At 69.1% G+C, this 20,642-nt stretch carries 17 protein-coding genes and 2 riboswitches; of the genes, 16 read left to right on the top strand and 1 reads right to left on the bottom strand.

Translation table 11 applies throughout. The features are described 5' to 3' along the window. The first annotated feature begins 7 nt into the window (after window positions 1-7). From J2X92_RS01030 to cobJ, 13 genes are all read left to right on the top strand, one after another. Complete coding sequence (locus tag J2X92_RS01030; protein WP_307572719.1) at window positions 8-355, top strand: nitrile hydratase accessory protein; 348 nt, start codon at window positions 8-10, stop codon at window positions 353-355. Further along, the gene (locus J2X92_RS01025) at window positions 352-1,218 is read left to right on the top strand and encodes a HoxN/HupN/NixA family nickel/cobalt transporter (RefSeq protein ID WP_307572718.1); all 867 of its coding nucleotides are present in this window, start codon (window positions 352-354) and stop codon (window positions 1,216-1,218) included. The genes J2X92_RS01030 and J2X92_RS01025 overlap by 4 nt, the downstream gene beginning before the upstream one ends. A gap of 37 nt (window positions 1,219-1,255) precedes the next feature. Further along, a riboswitch (cobalamin riboswitch) is annotated at window positions 1,256-1,516 on the top strand. A gap of 242 nt (window positions 1,517-1,758) precedes the next feature. Beyond that, window positions 1,759-3,888 carry a TonB-dependent receptor gene (locus J2X92_RS01020; protein ID WP_307572717.1) on the top strand — a complete coding sequence of 710 codons (2,130 nt, stop codon included), beginning with the start codon at window positions 1,759-1,761 and terminating at the stop codon, window positions 3,886-3,888. A gap of 64 nt (window positions 3,889-3,952) precedes the next feature. Further along, complete coding sequence (locus tag J2X92_RS01015) at window positions 3,953-5,470, top strand: PepSY-associated TM helix domain-containing protein (protein ID WP_307572716.1); 1,518 nt, start codon at window positions 3,953-3,955, stop codon at window positions 5,468-5,470. An 11-nt stretch (window positions 5,471-5,481) separates the two neighbouring features. After that, window positions 5,482-5,734, top strand: a riboswitch (cobalamin riboswitch). Window positions 5,735-5,908: 174 nt separating this feature from the next. Further along, entirely contained in the window at window positions 5,909-7,225 is a 1,317-nt protein-coding gene (locus J2X92_RS01010) for a cobyrinate a,c-diamide synthase (protein WP_307572714.1), read from the top strand. A gap of 72 nt (window positions 7,226-7,297) precedes the next feature. Continuing rightward, window positions 7,298-8,359: a cobalamin biosynthesis protein CobW gene (gene cobW, locus J2X92_RS01005; RefSeq protein ID WP_307573816.1), complete on the top strand. Its 1,062-nt coding sequence runs from the start codon at window positions 7,298-7,300 to the stop codon at window positions 8,357-8,359. Between the two features lie 20 nt (window positions 8,360-8,379). Beyond that, a complete protein-coding gene (cobN, locus tag J2X92_RS01000) occupies window positions 8,380-12,234 on the top strand; it encodes a cobaltochelatase subunit CobN (protein WP_307572712.1) in 3,855 nt (1,284 codons plus the stop codon). Next, window positions 12,234-13,328: an ATP-binding protein gene (locus J2X92_RS00995; protein WP_373424761.1), complete on the top strand. Its 1,095-nt coding sequence runs from the start codon at window positions 12,234-12,236 to the stop codon at window positions 13,326-13,328. Before cobN ends, J2X92_RS00995 begins: the two co-directional genes overlap by 1 nt. Before the next feature lie 125 nt (window positions 13,329-13,453). Further along, window positions 13,454-14,008: a vWA domain-containing protein gene (locus J2X92_RS00990; protein WP_307572711.1), complete on the top strand. Its 555-nt coding sequence runs from the start codon at window positions 13,454-13,456 to the stop codon at window positions 14,006-14,008. Between the two features lie 20 nt (window positions 14,009-14,028). Further along, on the top strand, window positions 14,029-15,225 hold the full coding sequence (locus J2X92_RS00985; protein WP_307572710.1) for a hypothetical protein: 1,197 nt from the start codon (window positions 14,029-14,031) through the stop codon (window positions 15,223-15,225). Further along, window positions 15,225-15,851 carry a precorrin-8X methylmutase gene (locus tag J2X92_RS00980; protein ID WP_307572709.1) on the top strand — a complete coding sequence of 209 codons (627 nt, stop codon included), beginning with the start codon at window positions 15,225-15,227 and terminating at the stop codon, window positions 15,849-15,851. The genes J2X92_RS00985 and J2X92_RS00980 overlap by 1 nt, the downstream gene beginning before the upstream one ends. Then, complete coding sequence (locus J2X92_RS00975; RefSeq protein ID WP_307572708.1) at window positions 15,848-16,579, top strand: precorrin-2 C(20)-methyltransferase; 732 nt, start codon at window positions 15,848-15,850, stop codon at window positions 16,577-16,579. The genes J2X92_RS00980 and J2X92_RS00975 overlap by 4 nt, the downstream gene beginning before the upstream one ends. 58 nt (window positions 16,580-16,637) lie before the next feature. Then, a complete protein-coding gene (gene cobJ, locus J2X92_RS00970) occupies window positions 16,638-17,453 on the top strand; it encodes a precorrin-3B C(17)-methyltransferase (protein WP_307572706.1) in 816 nt (271 codons plus the stop codon). Here cobJ and J2X92_RS00965 read toward each other — a convergent pair. Further along, window positions 17,414-18,187, bottom strand: a complete 774-nt coding sequence (locus J2X92_RS00965) for a cobalt-precorrin-6A reductase (protein WP_307572705.1) — start codon at window positions 18,185-18,187, stop codon at window positions 17,414-17,416. The two genes, cobJ and J2X92_RS00965, sit on opposite strands and share 40 nt — an antisense overlap. On the opposite strand from J2X92_RS00965, the gene cbiE reads away from it, so the two are divergent. Genes cbiE through cobM form a run of 3 tightly spaced genes read left to right on the top strand, consistent with a single transcriptional unit; the run spans window position 18,186 to window position 20,592 of the window. Further along, the gene (gene cbiE / locus J2X92_RS00960; protein ID WP_307572703.1) at window positions 18,186-19,400 is read left to right on the top strand and encodes a precorrin-6y C5,15-methyltransferase (decarboxylating) subunit CbiE; all 1,215 of its coding nucleotides are present in this window, start codon (window positions 18,186-18,188) and stop codon (window positions 19,398-19,400) included. The genes J2X92_RS00965 and cbiE overlap by 2 nt on opposite strands. Further along, window positions 19,397-19,813 (top strand): cobalamin biosynthesis protein, encoded by a 417-nt coding sequence (locus J2X92_RS00955; RefSeq protein ID WP_307572701.1) that lies wholly within the window; start codon window positions 19,397-19,399, stop codon window positions 19,811-19,813. The genes cbiE and J2X92_RS00955 overlap by 4 nt, the downstream gene beginning before the upstream one ends. Next, window positions 19,810-20,592 (top strand): precorrin-4 C(11)-methyltransferase, encoded by a 783-nt coding sequence (cobM, locus tag J2X92_RS00950; RefSeq protein WP_307572700.1) that lies wholly within the window; start codon window positions 19,810-19,812, stop codon window positions 20,590-20,592. The genes J2X92_RS00955 and cobM overlap by 4 nt, the downstream gene beginning before the upstream one ends. The last annotated feature ends 50 nt before the right edge of the window (window positions 20,593-20,642 follow it).

The following is a 20,642-nucleotide window of genomic DNA, read 5'->3' as shown; positions in this document are numbered from 1 at the left end:
GAGTGCCATGTTCACTCGCTTCGAGGAATACGCGGCTTCTCAGATGCTGGGCCATGCCGACTCGCCGCCGCGCAGCCAGGGCAAGCTGTTCTTTGCAGAGGCGTGGCAACGGCAGCTCTTCGGGTTGACGCTGGCGGTGGCCAAGCAGGGGCACTTCGACTGGGAAGACTTCCGCCAGCAACTGATCGAATCGATCGGCGACTGGGAACGGCTGGACTGCGATGCGCAGCCGCCGTGGGACTACTACGAGCGGTTCTTTGCGGCGCTGCTGCAGGTTCTGGAGCGGCAGCAGGTAGTCACTGAAGGCGAACTGGCCTGGGTTCTGGCCGATCGGCCGTTGCGGAGCCATGAATGAACGCCGAGTGGCTGTCCTTTTCGGGCTTGGTCCTGATGTTCGCTTTGGGGCTGCGGCACGGTTTGGACCCGGACCACATTGCCTGTATCGACGGACTGACCTGGCGGGCACTCAATCATTCGCACGCCCATGCAGGTTGGATCGGGACCTTGTTCGCGCTCGGTCACGGCCTGCTGGTCACGCTGATCGCGGTGGTCGTCAGCAAGCTGGCGCTGCACTTCGATCCCCCGGGCTTCGTAATGACCGTATTCGGATGGATTCCAACCTTGCTGCTGATGGTGGTTGGTTGCCTCAATCTGCGCCTGCTGCTGCGCAGGGACGAGGCCTACGCGCCGACTGGTTGGAAAATGAGCCTGATCCCTGCGCGCCTGCGGCAGCAGACGAGTGCCTGGTCGGTGGTGGTCGTCGGCGTGCTGTTCGCCACTGTCTTCGATACCGCCACACAGGCGGCAGCCTGGGGCTACGTCGCCAGCAACAGGAACGGCGGTGCATGGGCGGCCTTGCTCGCAGGGATGACCTTCACGGCGGGAATGATGGTCACCGATACGCTGGACGGCCGCATCATCTGCCGAATCGGCCGTGGTATCGAGCATCCGGAGGCAGGGCGCCGCGTGCGCCGGACACTGGGCTGGCTCATCGTTGCCATCTCATTCGGCGTAGCTGTCTACAACGTGGCCAAGGCGTTGTTGCCTGAAGTCGAACTCGACGACAGGGCGTTTTCATTCGCCGGCGCTGCGCTGGTTGTTGTCATGCTGGGTATCTGGGCGTGGAGTGACAGGCGCGCACGCAGTGCGCGAGCGTCCGTCATGTTCAAACTCGGCCGTCCGCAATTCTTGCATCGGAGCCGTCGGCGCTTTCTATAATCCGCCCGGTCGGTAGACCACTCCTTGCTGGAGCGATCACCGCCACGGTTCGAAGGTGCCCCCCATGCCGGAAATGGTTTGGGAGGTTAAACGGGAAGCAGGTGCACGCGTCGATGACGCGCAATGCCTGCGCTGCCCCCGCAACGGTAAGCGGATAGAGAAGTTTCGAGCGAGCATCTTCGGGTGCTCGCAGCCACTGCGCTGAATCGAGCGTGGGAAGGCGAGGCTTCTGTTGTTGTGCGCAAGCGCATGACGGCAACCCGCGAGCCCGGATACCGGCCTTCGCAATCGCCTTCGGACGCTGCGGGAGTGCGTTTGTCCGGGCTGCTCGGCACCTGTGTGCCGGGTTGGCATCGGCTCGTGCAATGGCAGCGTGTGTCTCTTGGAACAGCCCAGCGGGAATGCGGGCTAGAGGAACAGCATATGCGCAAGCCTGCCGAGCTCGGGGTCCGGCCCCGGGTTTCAGGTCCTTTCACGACCCCACACATCACGATCCCGGGCCTTGTCGCTCTGCTCGCCAGCACGTCTGCGCTGGCGCAAGTGAGTTTGCGACCGGTCGAGGTGACGGCTCCCCGGCAGGATCAGGCGCCGGCGCTTCAGGCAACAACGACCGAAGTTGCCGGCAGGCTGGGCCTGAGCGTCATGGAAACGCCGGCTTCGGTCGAGGTCATCAGCCAGGAGACCATGGAACGGCGAGGCGCGCGGACTTTCGAGGAAGCCTTGCGCGGCGGCGTGGGCATCACTGCCGGTGGAGCGCCTGGATCGCCATCGGTGATCTCCACGCGCGGCTTCACCGGTGGTTTCATCACCTATCTGTTCGACGGCGATCGCATTGCAGTGCCGACGATGGTGAGCCGGCCCCAGGACACCTGGAACTATGAGCGCATCGAAGTCTTGAAGGGCCCCTCGTCGGTGCTCTACGGTGAAGGCGCCATCGGCGCGGCCGTCAACTTCGTGACCAAGCGACCCGACCGCAGCAACCCTGGGGCAGAGGCCATGCTGTCTTACGGCAGTTTCGGCACGGCGCGTGCCGGTGTCGGCCTGGGCGTCAACATCGGCGAATCGAGCGCTTTCCGACTGGACTACAGCCACCAGCAGACCAACGGGTACATCGACCGCAACAAGCAGCGCTACGACAACCTCACCATGGGCTTCAGCACGGCATTGACGCGTGAGCTCACGCTCGATCTGTCGATGGACTACGCCAGGGACAGTGCGCTGTCCTACCAAGGCACGCCGCTCGTGCCGCGTGCCTATGCGTTCCAGCCGACGGACATCGTCAGCGACGCCAGCGGGCGAGTGGTCGATCGCGGCATCGCGTTTCGCAACTACAACTTCGACGATGCCCAGATGAGTGCGAACAGTCTCTGGACGCGCGCCAAGCTCAGCTGGCAGATCGCGCCGGAATGGAAGCTGCGCAACCAGCTTTCCTACTACACGGCGGACAGGGCGTGGCGCAATTCGGAGTCCTTTGCCTTCGCCGCCCCGGGCCGCATCGTGCGCGACCTGGTCGGCATCACGCACGATCACCAGATCCTGACGAATCGGCTCGATCTCACGAACACGTCGCCGATCGGGGGAATGAAGAACCGGTTCGTGGCGGGGCTTGAATACACGAAGACCGACTTTTCTTCCAACCGCGACTTCTCGAGCGGATCGACCGCAGCCAACAATGCGCTTTCGGTGAGCGAGTTCGCCACCATTCCGGGGCGCTACGGCAGCTTTGCCGCGAACCCTGCCCTGTTCGCGGGTGCCGGCAATCGCACGATCTTCGACGCACGGATTCCGACGGCGTCTATCTTCATGGAAGATGCCCTGTCCGTCAGCGACCGATGGACCCTCGTGGGCGGCTTGCGGCAGGACCACGTGAAGCTGGAGCGCCAGAACATGGACCTCAACACCGGGGCCCGGGCATCGTTCACGCAGAGGTACAAGCCCACGTCGGCGCGTCTGGGCGTGGTTTTCGCGATCGACTCCGACACTTCGGTCTACGCCCAGTACTCGAACGCGAGCGCGCCGGTCGGTACGGGCAACCTCCTGCTGCTCTCGGCGGCCAACGCCGCCTTCAGCCTCTCGACGGGCAAGCAGCTGGAGCTCGGCCTCAAGCAGTCGGCGATGGAGGGCCGCCTTGACTACACGCTGGCGGCCTACAGGATCGAACTCGACAACGTGCTGTCGCGCGATTTCAGCAACCCGACGCTCACAGTCAACAGCGGCAAGCAGTCCGCGCAGGGCCTGGAATTCGCCGCGGTCTGGAAGGCGACACGCGAGCTGACGCTGAGCGGCAATCTCGCATGGGTCGATGCCAAATTTGACAGCCTCATCGAGGCCGGCAGCGTCTCGCGCGCGGGCAACACCCCGCCGAACGTGCCGGGCGCGGTTGCCAACCTCTGGGTCGACTACAAGGTGCCGGGATGGCCGCTGCGCATCGGTGGCGGCGTCAACCGAACCGGGTACGCCTACGCCAACAACGCCAACACGGCCCGCATGAACGGGTTCACGACTGCGACCGCCTATGCGACCTGGAGCCTGAAGAAGGGCGAAATCACCTTTCGCGTTCGCAACCTGACTGACCAGTTCTACGCGTATTGGAGCGGCGCCAATTCGAACAATCAAGTCATGATCGGCGCGCCGCGCAGCTTCGAAGTCAGCTACCGGGCGGCCTTCTGATGAGGGCGCGCGGGGGAGCCACTCCTGCATTCAGGCCACGGCGCCATGCGCCGGTGGCACGGGCATGAAGCGCGCACTGATCTTCATCCACAAGTGGCTCGGCATCTCGTTGGCCTTGCTGTTCCTGATGTGGTTCGTCACGGGGATCGTGCTGTACTACGTGCCATTCCCCAACCTCTCGCAGGCCGAGCGACGCGCGGGATTGCAGCCTTTGGTGCTCGGCGCCGGTTGCTGCCTGACCGCCGAAGAGGCTGCCAGGCGGGCCGGCGTGAGCTTCACCGAGGCACGCCTGGGCATGGCGGGCCCGGGAGAGCCGGTCTGGCGACTGCTGGTCGATGCCGGGCAGGCGAAGGCCGCGCAGTGGCAAGCCCTCGATGCCCGCACCGGCACCGCGAAGGCCCCGCTCGGCGCCGTGCAGGCCATGAAGGTGGCCGAGTCCTTCAGCGGCCGACGCGCGCTTTCGGCCGAAGCGCTGGAGCGTGATCAATGGACGGTTCCGCAAGGCTTCGATCCCTACCGTCCGCTCTTCAAGGTCAGCCTGGAAGGAGACGACGGTCTCGAACTGTACGTCTCGAGTACCGCCGCCGAAGTGGTGCGCGACACCCGCCGCAGCGAGCGGTTCTGGAACTGGATCGGAGCCGTGCCGCACTGGATCTATCCGACCGTGCTGCGGCAGTTTCCGCAAGCGTGGAACCAGGTGGTTGTCTGGCTGGCGATCCCTGGCGTGGTGCTGGCCGCGACCGGACTGGCGCTGGGCATCTGGCAGCTGTTCCTGAACCGAACGCGCTGGATTCCCTATCGCAAGTTCTGGATGCGTTGGCATCACATCGCGGGCCTGGTCGCCGCGGTGTTCACGCTCACCTGGATCTTCTCGGGCCTGATGTCGATGAATCCCTATGGCGTGTTCTCGTCGCGCGGGCTATCGGCTTCCGAGCGGGAGCGCTGGCTCGGCCCTGGCCAGGACGCGGTCCTGGCGCCGCCGCTTGCCCTGGCTGCGGTCTCGGCCGGCGAGGCCGGTGCGCAGCCATTGGAACTGGAGCGGATCCGAGTCGGCGCGCAGGTCTGGTATCGAATCCAGGGCGTGGAACGGCGGTGGTGGGTGCGCGCGGACGACGCGAGCGCCGCACCGACATTGGATCCGGCACTGCCGGATGCGCTGATGTCGGGCGTCCTGCGGCATCTGCGCGGCATGGACAGGCCTGCGTCGAGCGTGGTGCGGATGGATCGCTACGACGATGCCTACTACGCGAAGAATCCAGGCTCGGCCGAAGCCTTGGAGGGCCGGCCCTTGCCGGTCTGGCGCGCGCATTGGTCCGACGGCACGGACCTCTATGCCGATCCCTCCTCGGGCAGGGTGCTGTTGCGGGTCGACCGGTCGGGACGATGGCAGCGGTTCATGTACCAGGGATTGCACAGCCTCGATTTCGAGCCGCTGCGCGAACGACCTTGGTTGCGCGAGGCGTTGGTGCTGATCCTGTCTGCCCTGGGCATCGCCTTGTGCATCACATCGTGCGTCATCGGCTGGCGCGCCCTGTTCCCCAAGGCGGCGGCGCGCAAGACGGCCCGGCGGCGCACCGCATGAGTGGAGGTGTCCGCTATGATCAGCCCGTTGGTGCTCGCTTCGTCTTTCCGGTCGAAGCAGTTCAACGGGAATCAGGAGGGGTGGTGCGGCAAGCCATCGCGCGCCCTAACCTGAGCTGCCCCCGCAACGGTAAGCGAACGTGAGCCTCGTGCTCGCCGCTCGTGTCTATAGCCCACTAGGGAATCCGCGCAATCTGCGCGGCCTGGGAAGGGAACACGGGTCGTCTTCGCCAGCCCGGATACCGGCCAACGAGGCGGCGCGCTGCGCGAGCGGCGCGCCTTGTGGTGCGTACCTGCGGGGAAGCGGGTGAGCATGGCTGGCGCGGTATTTTCTCTATGACACGCATTCCCTTCAGGCGACATGGCCCTGGCTCACTCCGCCCTGCGATGGCGTTCATGCGCGGCTGCGAGTGCCCGGAAGGCCGATGAGGGTCGAGGGATGATTGCACCCGCAGCCGTCAGCTGTCCCGCGCTGCTGGTCACGGCCCCGGCCTCGGGCCAAGGCAAGACCACCGTCACTGCCGCTTTGGCGCATTGGCATCGCAGCCAGGGCCGGCGCGTGCGCGTGTTCAAGACCGGGCCGGATTTTCTCGACCCCATGGTCCTCGAGCGCGCCAGCGGCGCGCCGGTGCAGCAGCTCGACTTGTGGATGGGGGGGGAGGCGCACTGCGGCGAGCTCTTGCACCGTGCGGCTGCGCAGGCCGACCTGATCCTGGTCGAAGGCGTGATGGGGCTGCACGATGGAACGCCGTCGAGTGCCGATCTGGCGCTGCATTTCGGACTGCCGGTACTGGCCGTGATCGATGCATCGTCGATGGCGCAGACCTTTGGCGCAGTCGCCCACGGGCTGGCGACCTATCGCCCCGGCCTGCAGCTGGCGGGCGTGCTGGCCAATCGCGTGGGCAGCGCGGGCCATGCGCAGATGGTGCGCGAGAGCCTGCCGGCCGGCATGGCCTGGTACGGCGCGCTGCCGCGCGGCGGGCACTACGCGCTGCCGTCGCGTCACCTCGGCCTCGTGCAGGCCGGCGAGGTCGACGACATCGCCGAGCGCATCGCAGCGGCGGCGCTTGCGCTTGCCGAGCACGGGACGCTGCCGATGCCGCCCGCCGTGGAATTCAACGCGCCGCTGCGCTCGGCTTCGGATTCAGGTCTGCCCGTCTCGCTCGCCGGCGTCACCATCGCCATCGCGCAAGATGCCGCCTTCTCGTTCGTCTACTCCGCCAATCTCGACCTCCTGCGCACCCTGGGCGCGCAACTGCGCTTCTTTTCGCCGCTGGCCAACGAACCGGTGCCGCAGGAAGCGCACGCGCTGTACCTTCCGGGCGGTTACCCGGAACTGCACTTGCAAGCGCTGGCCGGCAATGCAGCGACGCGCGAATCCATCGCTGCGCACCATGCCGCGGGTCGCCCGATGGTTGCGGAGTGCGGCGGCATGCTGGTGCTGCTGGAGTCGCTGAGCGACGCTGCGGGCCATAAGGCGCCCATGCTGGGTTTGCTGCCCGGGCAGGGCGCGATGTCCGACCGGCTCGTCAACCTCGGCATGCACAGCCTGGAGTTGCCCGAAGGCGAGGTCCGCGGCCACACTTTTCATCACGCCCGCATCGACACGCGCGCGCCGGCTGCACTGCACACGCGGGCCCGGCGCCACCACGGCCAAGCCGAAGCGGTCTTCCGCCAGAAACGCCTTTTCGCGTCCTTCATGCATCTGTACTTTCCGAGCAACCCTGCGGCCATCGCCGCGTTGTTCAAGCCCTGATCGCGCGCCGGCAACGCCGCACGCAACCCCACAGAACCACCACAGCCCATGCAAACCTCGACGCCCACGCCCATGCAAAGCCGCAAGATCCCCGCCACCATCGTCACCGGCTTCCTCGGCAGCGGAAAAACCACGCTGCTGCGCCACCTGTTGCAGAACGCCCAGGGCCGGCGCATCGCGGTCATCGTCAACGAGTTCGGCGAACTGGGCATCGACGGCGAGTTGCTGCGCGGCTGCGGCATCGGCTGCGACGAGACCGGGGCGCCGGACGGCCAGTTGTTCGAGCTGGCCAACGGCTGCCTGTGCTGCACCGTGCAGGAAGAGTTTGCGCCGGTGATGGAGCAGCTGGCCGCGCGGCGCGATCAGATCGACCACCTGGTGATCGAGACCTCGGGCCTGGCCCTGCCCAAGCCCCTGGTGCAGGCCTTCCAGTGGCCGGCGCTGCGCAACGCCTTCACGGTGGACGCGGTGATCACGGTGGTGGATGCACCGGCCGTCGCGGCCGGCCGCTTCGCGGACGACCCGCTGGCGGTCGACGCCCAGCGCCGCGCCGACGAGAACCTCGACCACGATTCGCCCTTGTCGGAGCTGTTCGAAGACCAGCTCGCGACCGCCGACCTGGTGGTCGTGCACAAGACGGATGGGCTCGACGCGGCGACGCTGGCCGGCGTGGAGGCCGTCATCCGCGCCGAGACCGCGACAGGCGTGAAGCTGGTGCATGCGCAGCACGGGCGCATCGACCTGGGTGTGCTGCTGGGCATGGAGCGGGCGGTGGAGGATGCGATCGACCAGCGCAAGACTCACCATGACGAGGAGGAAGACCACGACCACGACGCCTTCGACTCGGTCTCGGTGACCCTGCAGGTCCCTGACCGCGGCCGCTTGCTGGCCGCCTTGCAGAGTCTGGTCGAGCGCCACGAGATCTATCGGGCCAAAGGCTTCGTCGCATTGCCCGGCGCAGCGATGCGGCTGGTGGTGCAAGGCGTCGGCACGCGCTTCGACAGCTACTTCGACCGGCCCTGGCGCGCCGACGAGGCTCAGCAGACGCGCCTTGTGCTGATCGGGGCAGGGCTCGACGCGGCAGCCTTGCAAGCCGAGCTGGATGCGGCGCTTGGCGTGGCCGCGGTGGCCTGACGCGTCGCCGAAAGCCTTTCATGCATCTGCTGTCCACCCGCCCCGGCGGCCACGTCGAAGACGGAGGCCAAGGCGTCGTGCGCGTGGCGCAGACGCCCGCCTCGGTGGTCGTGCTCAGCGCCGCCGACACCACCCTGTCGCTGCTGGCCGACGCGGCCGGGCAGATGGGCGCCGACTATCCCAGCGTGCGCCTGGCCAACCTGATGTGGCTTCGCCAGCCCGCTTCCGTGGACATGTATGTCGACGACGTGCTGCGCCATGCTCGCGTGGTGGTGATCGACCATCTGGGTGCCCCGAGCGACTGGGCTTACCTGGTGGAGCGCGCCATGTCCTCGGCACGCGAACGCGGTCAATGGCTGGCGATATTCTCGGGCGATGCCTCCGAAGACATGCAGCTGCTCATGCGCAGCAGCGCGCCGCACGACGATTGCCGCCATCTTTGGCGGTGCCTGCGCGAAGGAGGGCTCGACAATGCGAAGGCCTTCTTCTCGCTGATCGGCCATGCGGCGTTCGGGCTGGGCAGCCGGCCGCCGCAGCCGATGCCCCTGCCTTCGGCCGTGCGCTATCGGCCGCAGGAGGCTGCCGGCCGCGCCACCTGGAAGGCAGGCGCGCCGGTGGCGCTGCTGCTGTTCTACCGCGCCCATCTGCAGGCGGGCAACACGGCCGTGTTCGACGCCATGCTGGAAGCGCTGTCGGCCGCCGACCTGAACGCGGTGGCCCTCGCCGTGGATTCGCTCAAGAACCCCGACAGCCACGCCGCGGTGCAGGCTGTGGTCGCGGAACACCGCGTGGCGATCGTGCTGAACGCGACCAGCTTCGCGGTGGCGTCGATCGACGGCCGCGACGATGGCAGCGCAGGCGACGGCGACATGTCGCTGGCCACGCTGGCCGGGGACGCCCCCGTGCTGCAGCTCATCACGGCCGGCGGCACGCAGGAGCAATGGCTGGCCGACCCGCACGGCCTCGCGCCGCGCGATCTGGCCATGCAGGTGGTACTGCCCGAGGTGGATGGGCGCATCCTCACGCGCGCCATCAGTTTCAAGGGCATGGCCCGGCGCTGCGAGTACACCGAGCTCGACGTGCTTCGCTACCAGGCCGAGCCCGGCCGAATGGCCTTCGTGGCCGAACTGGCACGCCGCTGGTGCGTGCTGCGCGACAAGCCCAACGTCGACAAGCGGATCGCGCTGATCCTGGCCAACTACCCGATCGACGACGCGCGCATCGCCAATGGGGTCGGGCTGGACACGCCGGCGTCGACCGTGGTGGTGTTGCAGGAACTGCGGGCCGCGGGATACCTGACCGGGGATCTGCCAGCCAGCGGCGATGCCCTGATCGCAGCGCTGTTGCGCGGCATCACCAACGACAGCGACGCCAATGGCGGCCGGCCCGCCGCGCAGAGCTTTTCCCTGGCCGACTACCTGGAAGATTTCAATCGATTGCCCGCCGACAGCAGGGCGGCGGTCAACGCCCGGTGGGGCGCGCCCGAGCAAGAGCCGTCGCTGCGCAGCGGGCGCTTCACGATTGCCGGCCTGCGCTTCGGTCACGTCTTCGTCGGCATTCAGCCCGCGCGCGGACGTGCCGTGGACCTGGCGGCCACCTACCACGACGCGGACCTGGTGCCGCCCCACCATTACCTGGCCTTTTACTTCTGGCTGCGCCGCGCCTTCTCGGTCGACGCGATGGTGCATGTGGGCACGCACGGCAATCTCGAGTGGCTGCCGGGCAAGAGCGTGGCACTGAGCGAGGCGTGCTGGCCCGACGCCATCCTGGGCCCGCTGCCGCATCTCTATCCCTTCATCGTCAACGACCCGGGCGAAGGGAGCCAGGCCAAGCGGCGGACCCAGGCCGTGATCATCGATCACCTGATGCCGGCGATGACGCGCGCCGAGACCTATGGCCCGCTGCAGCAGTTGGAGCGGCAGATGGACGAGTACTACGAAGCCCTGTCGCTCGACCCGCGACGCGCGCGGCTGCTGCGCGAGGACATCCTCGGACGCATCGTGCGCGAAGGCCTGCACGAGGAACTGGGTTTCGCGCAGCCGACCGACGAGAGTGACCGGGAGAGCCTGTTGAAGGGGCTGGACGCCTATCTTTGCGAGATCAAGGAATCCCAGATTCGCGACGGCCTGCATGTGCTGGGGCGTTCGCCGCAAGGCCGCCAGCGCATCGACACGCTGCTGGCGCTGGCGCGTTTTCCGGGCGGCACGGCCGCCAGTCAGAAGAGCCTGCTGGTCGCACTGGCGCAAGACCTTGGCGTGGAGGGCGCGGACGGCTTCAGCGCTCTGGGGCCGGACTGGGCCGCGCCGTGGCACGGTCCGCGTCCGAAGGTGTTGCAAGAGCTCAGTGCCGAGGCGTGGCGCCACGCCGGCCACACGCGCGAACGGCTGGAACTGCTCGCCGCGCGCCTGGTGGCGGTGCAGGCGATGTCCGGCGACGCCCCAGCGGGCGCCGCACATGATGCCTTCGATGCCCATGCCTGGCCGCATGCGGCTCCGGTGCTGCAGCGTCTGAAGGAGGTGCTGGTCCCCCGCCTCGATGCCTGCGGCCCCCAGGAAATGACGCAATTGCTGCGCGGCCTGGCCGGTCGCTTCGTGCCCCCTGGCCCGAGCGGCGCGCCGTCGCGCGGTCGGCCCGATGTGCTGCCCACCGGACGCAATTTCTACAGCGTCGACACCCGTGCCGTGCCCACGCCCACGGCCTACGCCATGGGTGCGGCCGCGGCGGAAAGGCTGATCGAGCGGCACCTGCAAGACCACGGCGCGATGCCTGGCGAGGTGGGCTTGTCCGTCTGGGGCACCAGCACCATGCGCACCGGCGGCGAAGACGTGGCGCAGGCTTTCGCGCTGCTGGGCGTGCGGCCGAAGTGGGCCGACGGCAGCGCGCGCGTGATCGACATCGAAGTGCTGCCGATGGCTGTCCGCCATCGGCCACGTGTGGACGTGACTCTACGCGTGTCGGGGTTCTTCCGCGATGCCTTTCCCAACGTCATCGACCTTTTCGACACGGCCGTGCGCGCCGTGGCCGCGATCAGCGAAGACGATGAATCCGACGAGGTGAACCCGATCCGTGCCCGCGTACGGCGCGAGGCCGCCGAGGCCCTGGCGGCCGGCCAACCCGTCGACCAGGCGCGGCGCCAGGCCACGTGGCGCGTGTTCGGCCCGCGCCCTGGCGGCTACGGCGTGGGTGTGCAGGAGGTGCTGGACAGCGGTCGATGGCAACACAGTGCCGACATCGCCCAGGTTTATCTGCAGGCCGGTGCCTTTGCCTATGGGCAGGGCGAACACGGTGTTGCCGCGCGCGCCTCGTTCGAGCAACGTCTGGGGCAGCTCGATGCGGTGCTGCACAACCAGGACAACCGCGAGCACGACGTGCTCGACGCTGCCGATCACGCTCAGTTCCAGGGCGGAATGGCGGCCGCCGTGGCGCATCTTGCGGGCGCACCGGCTGCGCTCTACCACGGCGATTTCAGCGTGCCGGGGTCGCCGCGTATCCGCAGCTTGCGCGAAGAGGTCGCGCGCGTGGTGCGATCGCGCGCCGTCAACCCGAAGTGGCTGGACGGCGTGCGACGGCACGGCTACAAGGGCGCGGCGGAGATCGCCACCACCGTGGACAACCTGTTCGCGTACAGCGCCACCACGGGCGTGGTCGGCGATCACCAGTACGCACTGGTGGCCGATGCCTACCTGCACGACGACAAGACGCGCGAGTTCCTGCAGCGGCACAACCCGCTGGCCTTGCGCAGCATTGGCGAACGCCTGCTGGACGCCATGCGGCGCGGCTTGTGGCAGGAGGCCGGCGACCACCGCGAACGCATCGAACACCACCTTCTGGCGCTGGAGCGCCGGCTCGAGGACCACGGCGAAGGGCCGCTCTGATGACACCCCATTCCACCGAAGCGATCGCCGGCCCGAAGCTCGAGCCCGCCAGTCGCACGACCTTCCCCTTCAGTGCGCTGATCGGTCAACCCATGCTGCAACGCGCGCTGTTGCTCGCGGCCATCGACCCCGGTATCGGTGGCGTGCTCATCAGCGGGCCGCGCGGCACCGCGAAGTCGACCGCGGCGCGGGCCTTGGCCGCGTTGCTGCCGCCTACGCCCGCTTCATCGGCTGCGCCCTTCGTCACCTTGCCGCTGTCCGCCACCGTCGAGCAGCTGGTGGGAACGCTCGACGTCGAGGACGTGCTCCGCGACGGGCGGCTGCGCCTGGCACCGGGCCTCGTGACGCGCGCCCACCATGGGGTGCTGTACGTCGATGAAGTCAACCTGCTGCCCGACGCGCTGGTCGACGCCTTGCTCGATGTCGCCGCCAGCGGCGTGAACACCGTCGAGCGCGACGGCATTTCGCAACAGCACGCCGCACGCTTCGTGCTGGTCGGGACCATGAATCCCGAGGAAGGCGAACTGCGCCCCCAGTTGCTGGATCGTTTCGGCCTGTCGGTGGCGCTGGCCAACCCGAGCGAAGCCGGGCAGCGGATGGCGATCGTGCGCGCGCGTTTGCGCTTCGACGAAGACCCGCTCGGAGTGGCCGAGGCCCATGCCGGTGAACAGGCCCGCCTGGCTGCGGCGGTCGTTGCAGCCCGCGCCGGGCTGGTGCGCCTGGCGTGGTCCGATGCCGTGCTGCAGCGCGCTGCGGAATGCGCGCTCGCGGCTGGCGTGGACGGCATGCGGGCCGACCTGGTGATGCTGAGAGCGGCGCGTGCGCTCGCCGCATTCGAGGACCGCACCGAAGTCACGACGGACGATGTCGATGCGGTGGCGGAACTGGCATTGGCCCATCGACGGGAGGAGGGCAGGAGCAGCCCGGCGCCAGAGCCGAATGCCGACACGCGGCAGGCGGCGCGGACATCCGCCGGCAGTTCCGCACCCTCCGCCAACAGTTCCCCCATGGGCGACTGGGGCGCGCTGCCGCCGATCCCCGAAGCCACCGCCCGCGTGCAGCCCGAAGGAGGGTGGCCCGCAAAAAAAGCGTGAGCCACCGCAGCCGCCTCGTGCGCGCCGGGCGCGGAGGTCTGCGGTGGCTGAATCCAGCCCGACAGCCATTGCTGGCGCCGCCTGCACGTCCGGATGCCGGGCCTTCGCGGGCTGGCATCGCATGGTTGCCCACCCTGCTGGCCAAGGGCCCGCGGCCTTTGCAAGGCGGGCATCTGCGCTACAGCCAGCGCTCGGTGCAACCGGCGCGTCTGCACCTGATCGTGCTCGACACCTCCGGCTCGATGCGCCAGCGCGGGCGGCTGGCGCTGGCCAAGGGGCACGCCACCTGGCTGATCGAGCAGGCAGCGCGCGCCGGCGACAGCGTGGCCATGCTGAGCTTCGGTGGTCAGGGCGTCGAGCTGCGGCTGCCGCCCGGTCGGGCGCGCGCGTCTTGCAGGGAAAAGGTCCGGGCGCTGGGCGGTGGCGGGGGCACGCCGCTGGCGCATGCCCTGGCACAGGCCGACAAGGTGCTGCGCCGCGCCGAGCGTCGCGACGGCCCGGCCGAATCCTGGCTCTGGCTGCTGACCGATGGCCGGACGCTGGAGCAGCCGGCGGCACCCGAGGCTGCGCGGCATGTCGTCATCATCGATTTCGACGAAGCCGCGCGCGCCATCGGCCGCTGCGCCGCCTGGGCACAGCGCTGGGGCGCGGAACATCGCTTCGCCAGCCGAGCCGAGTGACACCAGGAACAAGTAGAACCATGTCTCACGCAGCTCACCCAGTGCCCGCCGCGCTGCGCCCTGCCGCCAAGGGTTGGTGCCCCGGCGCGCATCGCGCCATGGCTTCCGGCGATGGCCTGCTGGTGCGGGTGCGGCCGCAGCTGGCGCGCTTGACGAGCGCGCAGGCCCTGGCGTTGTGCGAGCTGGCCTCGCGCCTGGGCTCGGGGCTCATCGACCTGACCCATCGTGCCAACCTGCAGTTGCGTGGCGTGACGCCCGACGCCCACGGCGCGGTGATCGATGCACTCTGCGCCCTCGGCCTGGCCGATGCGGACGCCACGCGAGAAGCCTGGCCGCTGGTTCTCGTGGCGCCCTGCTGGCAAGCGGGCGATGACACCGAAGGCATCGCCACGGAATTGTTGTCGCGCCTGAACGAACTGCCCGCGTTGCCGCCCAAGTTCGGGTTCGCAGTGGATGCGGGGGCGGCGCCGGTCCTGGCTGCGGCCCCGGCCGACGTGCGTATCGAGCGGGCCCGCTCGGGGAGGCTCTTGGTGCGCGCCGACGGCGCCGCGGCCGGACATCCCGTGTCCCGCGCCGGGGCGGTGGATGCGGCATTGGCGATGGCCGGATGGTTTGCGGCGACGGCCAAGGTGGTCGAACCGGCATCGCGGCGCATGCGTCGCCATCAACAGATCTTCAGTTGGGCCGACGGCCCGCAGCCGCTCGAACCCGCGGCCGCTTCGGCCTCGCTGCCCACACCCGGCATGTCCTCGCTCGGACCGGTCTACGGCGTGCCTTTCGGACAGATCGAAGCTGCGGCCCTCGCCACGCTGTTGCGCGACAGCGGCGCCGCGGGGCTGCGCCTGACGCCGCATCGCGCCCTGGTCCTGGAAGGGGGCCGGTGGTGCGATACGAGTGCTTTCATCACCGTGGCCGGCGATCCCTTGCTGCGCGTCGATGCCTGCCCCGGCGCGCCTTCGTGTGCCTCGGCAACGGTGGCGACCCATGCGGTCGCCCGCGCGCTTGCTTCGGGGCTGGCTGAGGCGGGCGCCAGTGCGCCCCGCAGCCTGCACGTGTCCGGCTGCGCCAAGGGTTGCGCACGTGCGCGCCCGGCCGATGCCACTTTGGTGGGCCGCAACGGCGCCTTCGATCTCGTGCGCAGCGGATGCGCCTGGGACGCGCCCGTGCAAACCCGACTGTCCCCTGAAGCCTTGTGCTCACTCATCGGAATGCCCTGATGCACGTCTTTGAAACCGATGGCGCGGAAATCTACCGACGCTCTTTCGCCATGATCCGGGCCGAGGCCGATCTCTCGCGCTTCGATGCCGACGACGAGCCCGTCGCGGTGCGCATGATCCACGCGGCCGGCCTGATCGGGCTGGAAGCGCAGTTGCGCTTCCAGCCCGGCTTCACCCGCGCGGCGCGGGCGGCGCTGGCGGCCGGTGCGCCCATCCTGTGCGATGCACGCATGGTCAGCGAAGGCGTGACCCGCTCGCGCATGCCGGGCGGCAACGAGGTGGTGTGCACCTTGCACGACCCTGCGGTGCCTGGTCTGGCCGCGGCCATGTCGACCACCCGGTCTGCCGCCGCGCTGGAACTGTGGCGACCTCGACTGCAGGGCGCCGTGGTGGCCATCGGCAACGCACCGACGGCCTTGTTCCATCTGCTGAACATGCTGCAGGATCCGGCCTGCCCGCGGCCGGCGGCGATCATCGGTTGTCCGGTCGGCTTCGTCGGCGCGGCGGAATCGAAAGACGCGCTGTGGGCCGAACAGCCCGCGCCCTGTTGCATCGTGGCCGGACGCCTGGGCGGCAGTGCCATCACGGTGGCGGCGATCAACGCGCTGGGGAGTCGTCTGGAATGAACCCGCGCGGCACCCTGTACGGACTGGGCCTGGGCCCCGGGGATCCGGACCTGATGACCGTGCGCGCGCACCGTCTGTTGCAGCGCGCGACCCATGTCGCCTACTTTCGCAAGGCCGGCCGGCCCGGGCAGGCGCGCCGCATCGTGGACGATCTGCTGCCCGAAGCGGTGACGGAACACGCGATGGAATACCCCGTCACCACCGAGATCCCGGTGGACGATCCGGCCTACAACCAACTGCTGTCCGCCTTCTACGCCGAGTGCGCGTCGCAGCTGCGGGCGCTGTCGGACGCCGGCCACGACGTGGTCGTGCTGTGCGAGGGCGATCCGTTCTTCTATGGCTCGTTCATGCACCTTTACACCCGGCTGATCGAGACCCACCCGGTGCAGGTGGTGCCGGCGATCACCGGCATGTCGGGTGCATGGACGGCCACCGGCCAACCCATCACCTGGGGCGACGACGTGTTGACCGTGCTGATGGGCACGCTGCCCGAAGCGCGGCTCGCGCGCCACATGGCCGACAGCGAGGCGCTGGTCGTGATGAAGATCGGTCGCCACATCGACAAGGTGCGCCGTGCATTGACGACGGCGGGTCGACTGCAAGACGCCTGGCTGGTCGAGTTCGCCACCATGCCGGGTCAGAAGGTGATGCGGCTTGCGGAGGCCGAAGGCCGCGTCACGCCCTACTTTTCGATCGTGCTGGTGCACGGGCAAGGACGGCGGCCATGAGCGCCGCCCGGCCGCCGGAAGGCGCTCGCACCGCAGTGCGCAGCACGGAGGTCGCCTGATGAGCGTGGCGACGAACGCAGCCACGGTGCCGACGCATGCGGCGGGCTGGCTGGTCATCGCCGGGCTGGGCCCGGGCGCCGATGGCTGCGTGACACCGGAGGTGAGCGCGGCCCTGGCCGATGCCACCGACGTGGTGGGCTACATCCCCTACGTGGCCCGGGTGGCACCGCGCGCCGGACTCAGGCTGCACGCGAGCGACAACCGCGTCGAGCTGGAACGCGCCGTCCACGCGCTGCGCCTGGCCGCCCAAGGCCGGCGCGTGGTGGTGGTGTCGTCGGGCGACCCGGGTGTGTTCGCGATGGCCTCCGCGGTGTTCGAGGCGGTGGAGGCGGGCGATGCTGCATGGCGCCTGCTGGACGTGCGCGTGTTGCCCGGGATCACCGCGATGCTGGCTGCCGCCGCGCGCGCCGGCGCGCCGCTGGGCCACGACTTCTGCGCCATCAACCTGTCGGACAACCTGAAGCCCTGGGCCCTGGTGGAACGCCGTCTGCGGCTGGCGGTGGAGGCCGACTTCGCGATGGCCTTCTACAACCCGCGCTCCGTGTCTCGCCCGAGCGGCTTCGCCCGAACCCTGGCCGTCCTTCGCGAGGCCTGCGGCGCGGCGGGGAGCCCGGGGCGTCCGGTGATCTTCGCCCGTGCCGTTTCCACGCCCGACGAGACCATCCGCGTGGTCGCACTGCAAGATGCACAGCCCGAAATGGCCGACATGCGTACCGTCGTCATCGTCGGCTCCAGTCTGACGCGGGTCATTGCCCGCGAGGGCCGACCCTGGGTCTACACGCCGCGCTCGGCGCCGCGCGAGGTGGGCGCATGATGCGCCGCCCCCAGCCACAGCAGCACCTCGGCCACGCGCGTCACTTCCTGTCGCGCGGGCAGCGGTGGCCGCGCCACCATCACCATCGGCAGTCCGAGCTCGCGGGCAGCGTGCAGCTTGGCCTCTGCACCGGTGCCGCCGGCGTTCTTGCAGACCAGGACGTCCACGCGCTGCGCGCGCAGCAGGGCGATGTCGCCTTCCAGGTCGAAGGGCCCGCGCGAGACGATGACCGTGTGTTGCGGCAAGGGCGGCCGCAGCTCGGGCAGGTCGACCAGCCGCAGGATGTAGTGGTGCTGCGGCTGTGCCGCGAAGGCGGACAGGTGCATGCGGCCCAAGGCCAGCATCACGCGCCGCGGTGGCCCGCTCAGCGCGGCGACAGCCGCGGGCAGGTCGGGCACGGTCTGCCAGCGGTCGCCCGGACCTGCCTGCCAGCCGGGGCGAGTCAAGGCCAGCAAGGGCAAGCTGCACTCCGCGCACGCCGCGACCGCGTTCGCGCTCATGCGCGCGGCGAAGGGATGGGTGGCGTCCACGACGTGCGTCACCTGCTCTTCGCGCAGATGGCGCACCAGGCCGTTCACGCCCCCGAAGCCACCCACGCGCACGGCGATGGGTTGCGCCTTGGGCTGGGCCACGCGGCCGGCATAGGACAGCACGGCGCGTTCGCCCCTTTCGGCGAGCGCCCGCGCCAGCGCGCTCGCTTCGAGCGTGCCGCCCAGGACCAGGACATTGCGCATGGCTGAATTCACTTCTGAAGTTACCCCGTGGTTGACGATCATCGGGCTCGGCGAAGACGGGTGGAAGGGGCTGCCTTCCGCCAGCCGCGCGGCACTCGATGCGGCCGACCTGGTGGCCGGCAGCGCCCGGCATCTGGCGTTGTTGCCCGATCTCCGCGCCGAGCGGCTCGAATGGCCGGTGCCGTTCGCCGATGGCATCCCGATGCTACTGGCACAGCGCGGTCGCCGCGTGGCGATGCTGGCGTCGGGCGACCCGTTCTGGTTCGGCGCCGGCAGCTCGGTGACGCGCCATCTCGGCGCGCACGAATGGCATGCCTTGCCCGCTGCATCGACATTCGGCCTGGCGGCTGCCCGCCTGGGCTGGCCGCTGGAACACTTGACCTGCCTGGGTCTGCACGCGGCGCCGCTGGCGCGTCTGCGACCGCACCTGCACACGGGCGAGCGGCTGCTGCTGCTGCTGCGCGACGGTGCCGCAGTGGCGGCGCTCGCGCACTACCTCGTCGACAACGATTTCGGCGCCAGCGCGATGAGTGTGCTCGAAGCACTGGGTGGCGCGCGCGAGCGGCGGCGCGACGTCATCGCGTCCGCCTTCGATCTGGCCGATGTGCGGCATCCGGTGGCCGTGGCCTTGCAGTTGGCCGGAACGGGCATGGTCATGCCGTGCCGTACGGGCCTGCCGGACGACGCATTTGCGCACGACGGCCAGATCACGAAGCAGAAGGTGCGTGCCCTGGCGCTGTGCGCCCTGGCACCGCGGCCCGGCGAGCGTCTGTGGGACATCGGCGCGGGCTCCGGGTCGATCGGCATCGAATGGCTGCTGGCGCATCCGAGGTGCGAGGCCGTCGCCATCGAGGCCGACCCCGAACGCGCGATGCGGCTGCGTGCCAACGCCGACCGGCTGGGCGTCGATCGGCTCGCACTGGTGAGAGGCAGCGCACCCGAAGCCTTGGCCGGCCTGCCGCCGCCGGATGCGGTCTTCATCGGCGGCGGCCTCAGCGACGCAATGCTGGCGCATCTGTGGCGCTTGCTTCCGCAAGGCTGCCGCCTGGTGGCCCATGCAGTGACACTGGAATCCGAAGCGCTGCTGAGCGACTGGCACGCGCGCGCAGGCGGCAGCCTGACACGCATCGAGCTGGCGGAGGCCGCGCCATTGGGGACGCGGCGCGCCTGGCGCGCGTCCTACCCGATCGTGCAATGGAGTGCGACGCGATGATGGTGGCGGGTTTCGGTTTCAGAAGCGGCGCGACGCTGGCATCGCTGCGCGACGCGTTGGCACACGCGGCCGCGGCCTTGCAACCCACGGTGCCGGCGCAGTCGATGGCCTTGCTCGCCACTGCGCAAGACAAGGCCGACGCACCGTGTCTGCGTGCGCTGGCCGAGGAACTGGGTGTGCCGGTGTGCGCCGTGGAGGCTGCGCGGATGAACGCCACCGTCACCCTGACCGACCACGCCCGGGTGCGTGCGCTGCGCGGCAGCGGTAGCACCGCCGAAGCCGCGGCCCTGGCGGCAGCCCTGATGCACGTCGGTCCGGGTGCAACGTTGCTTCATCCACGCGTGGTGTCGACCGACCGCCTTGCCACCTGCGCGATCGCCGCGCGAACACAACAACCAGAGTTTCGACCATGACCATCCACTTCATAGGCGCCGGTCCCGGTGCGCCAGACCTGTTGACCCTGCGCGGGCGCGACCTGATCGGCCGCTGCCCTGTCTGCCTCTATGCCGGCTCGCTGGTGCCCGAACAAATCCTGGCGCACTGTCCACCCGGCGCGCGCATCGTCAACACCGCGCCGCTCGATCTCGATGCCATCGTCGCCGAATTCGTCGCCGCCCATGCGGCAGGGCAGGACGTGGCGCGGCTGCATTCGGGCGATCTGTCCGTGTGGTCGGCGATGGGCGAGCAATTGCGCCGCCTGCGGGCCGTCGGCATCCCCTACACGGTCACGCCGGGCGTACCCTCGTTCGCCGCCGCGGCGGCCGCGCTGGGGGCCGAGCTCACGCTGCCGGGCCTGGCGCAGTCGGTGGTGCTGACGCGCACGTCCGGCCGCGCGTCGCCCATGCCCTCGTGCGAGACCTTGGCTGGCTTCGCCGCCACCGGAGCCACGCTCGCCTTGCACCTGTCCATCCACAAGCTGGCCGAGGTGGTTGCAGAGCTGGTGCCGTTCTACGGCACCGAATGTCCGGTTGCCGTGGTCTATCGTGCAAGCTGGCCGGACGAGCAGATCTTCCGCGCGACCTTGGCCAGCATCGAGGCGACGATGGGCGAGGGCGTGGAACGCACCGCGCTGATACTCGTCGGCCCCGCACTGGCCGCAGAAGGCTTCGCCGAAAGCCGCCTCTATGCCGGCGACTACGATCGACGGTTCCGGCCGACACGCGCCGAAGCCGACCATTCGCCAAGCACCTGACATCGCATTTCTCGTTCCTTCCCATCAACCCCTCGCAGCTCCCCAGAGCG

The organism is Variovorax paradoxus, assembly GCF_030811855.1.
GTDB lineage: Bacteria > Pseudomonadota > Gammaproteobacteria > Burkholderiales > Burkholderiaceae_C > Variovorax > Variovorax paradoxus_L.
Note: the sequence above shows the minus strand (reverse complement) of the source record. Positions and strands in the feature narration are given on the sequence as shown.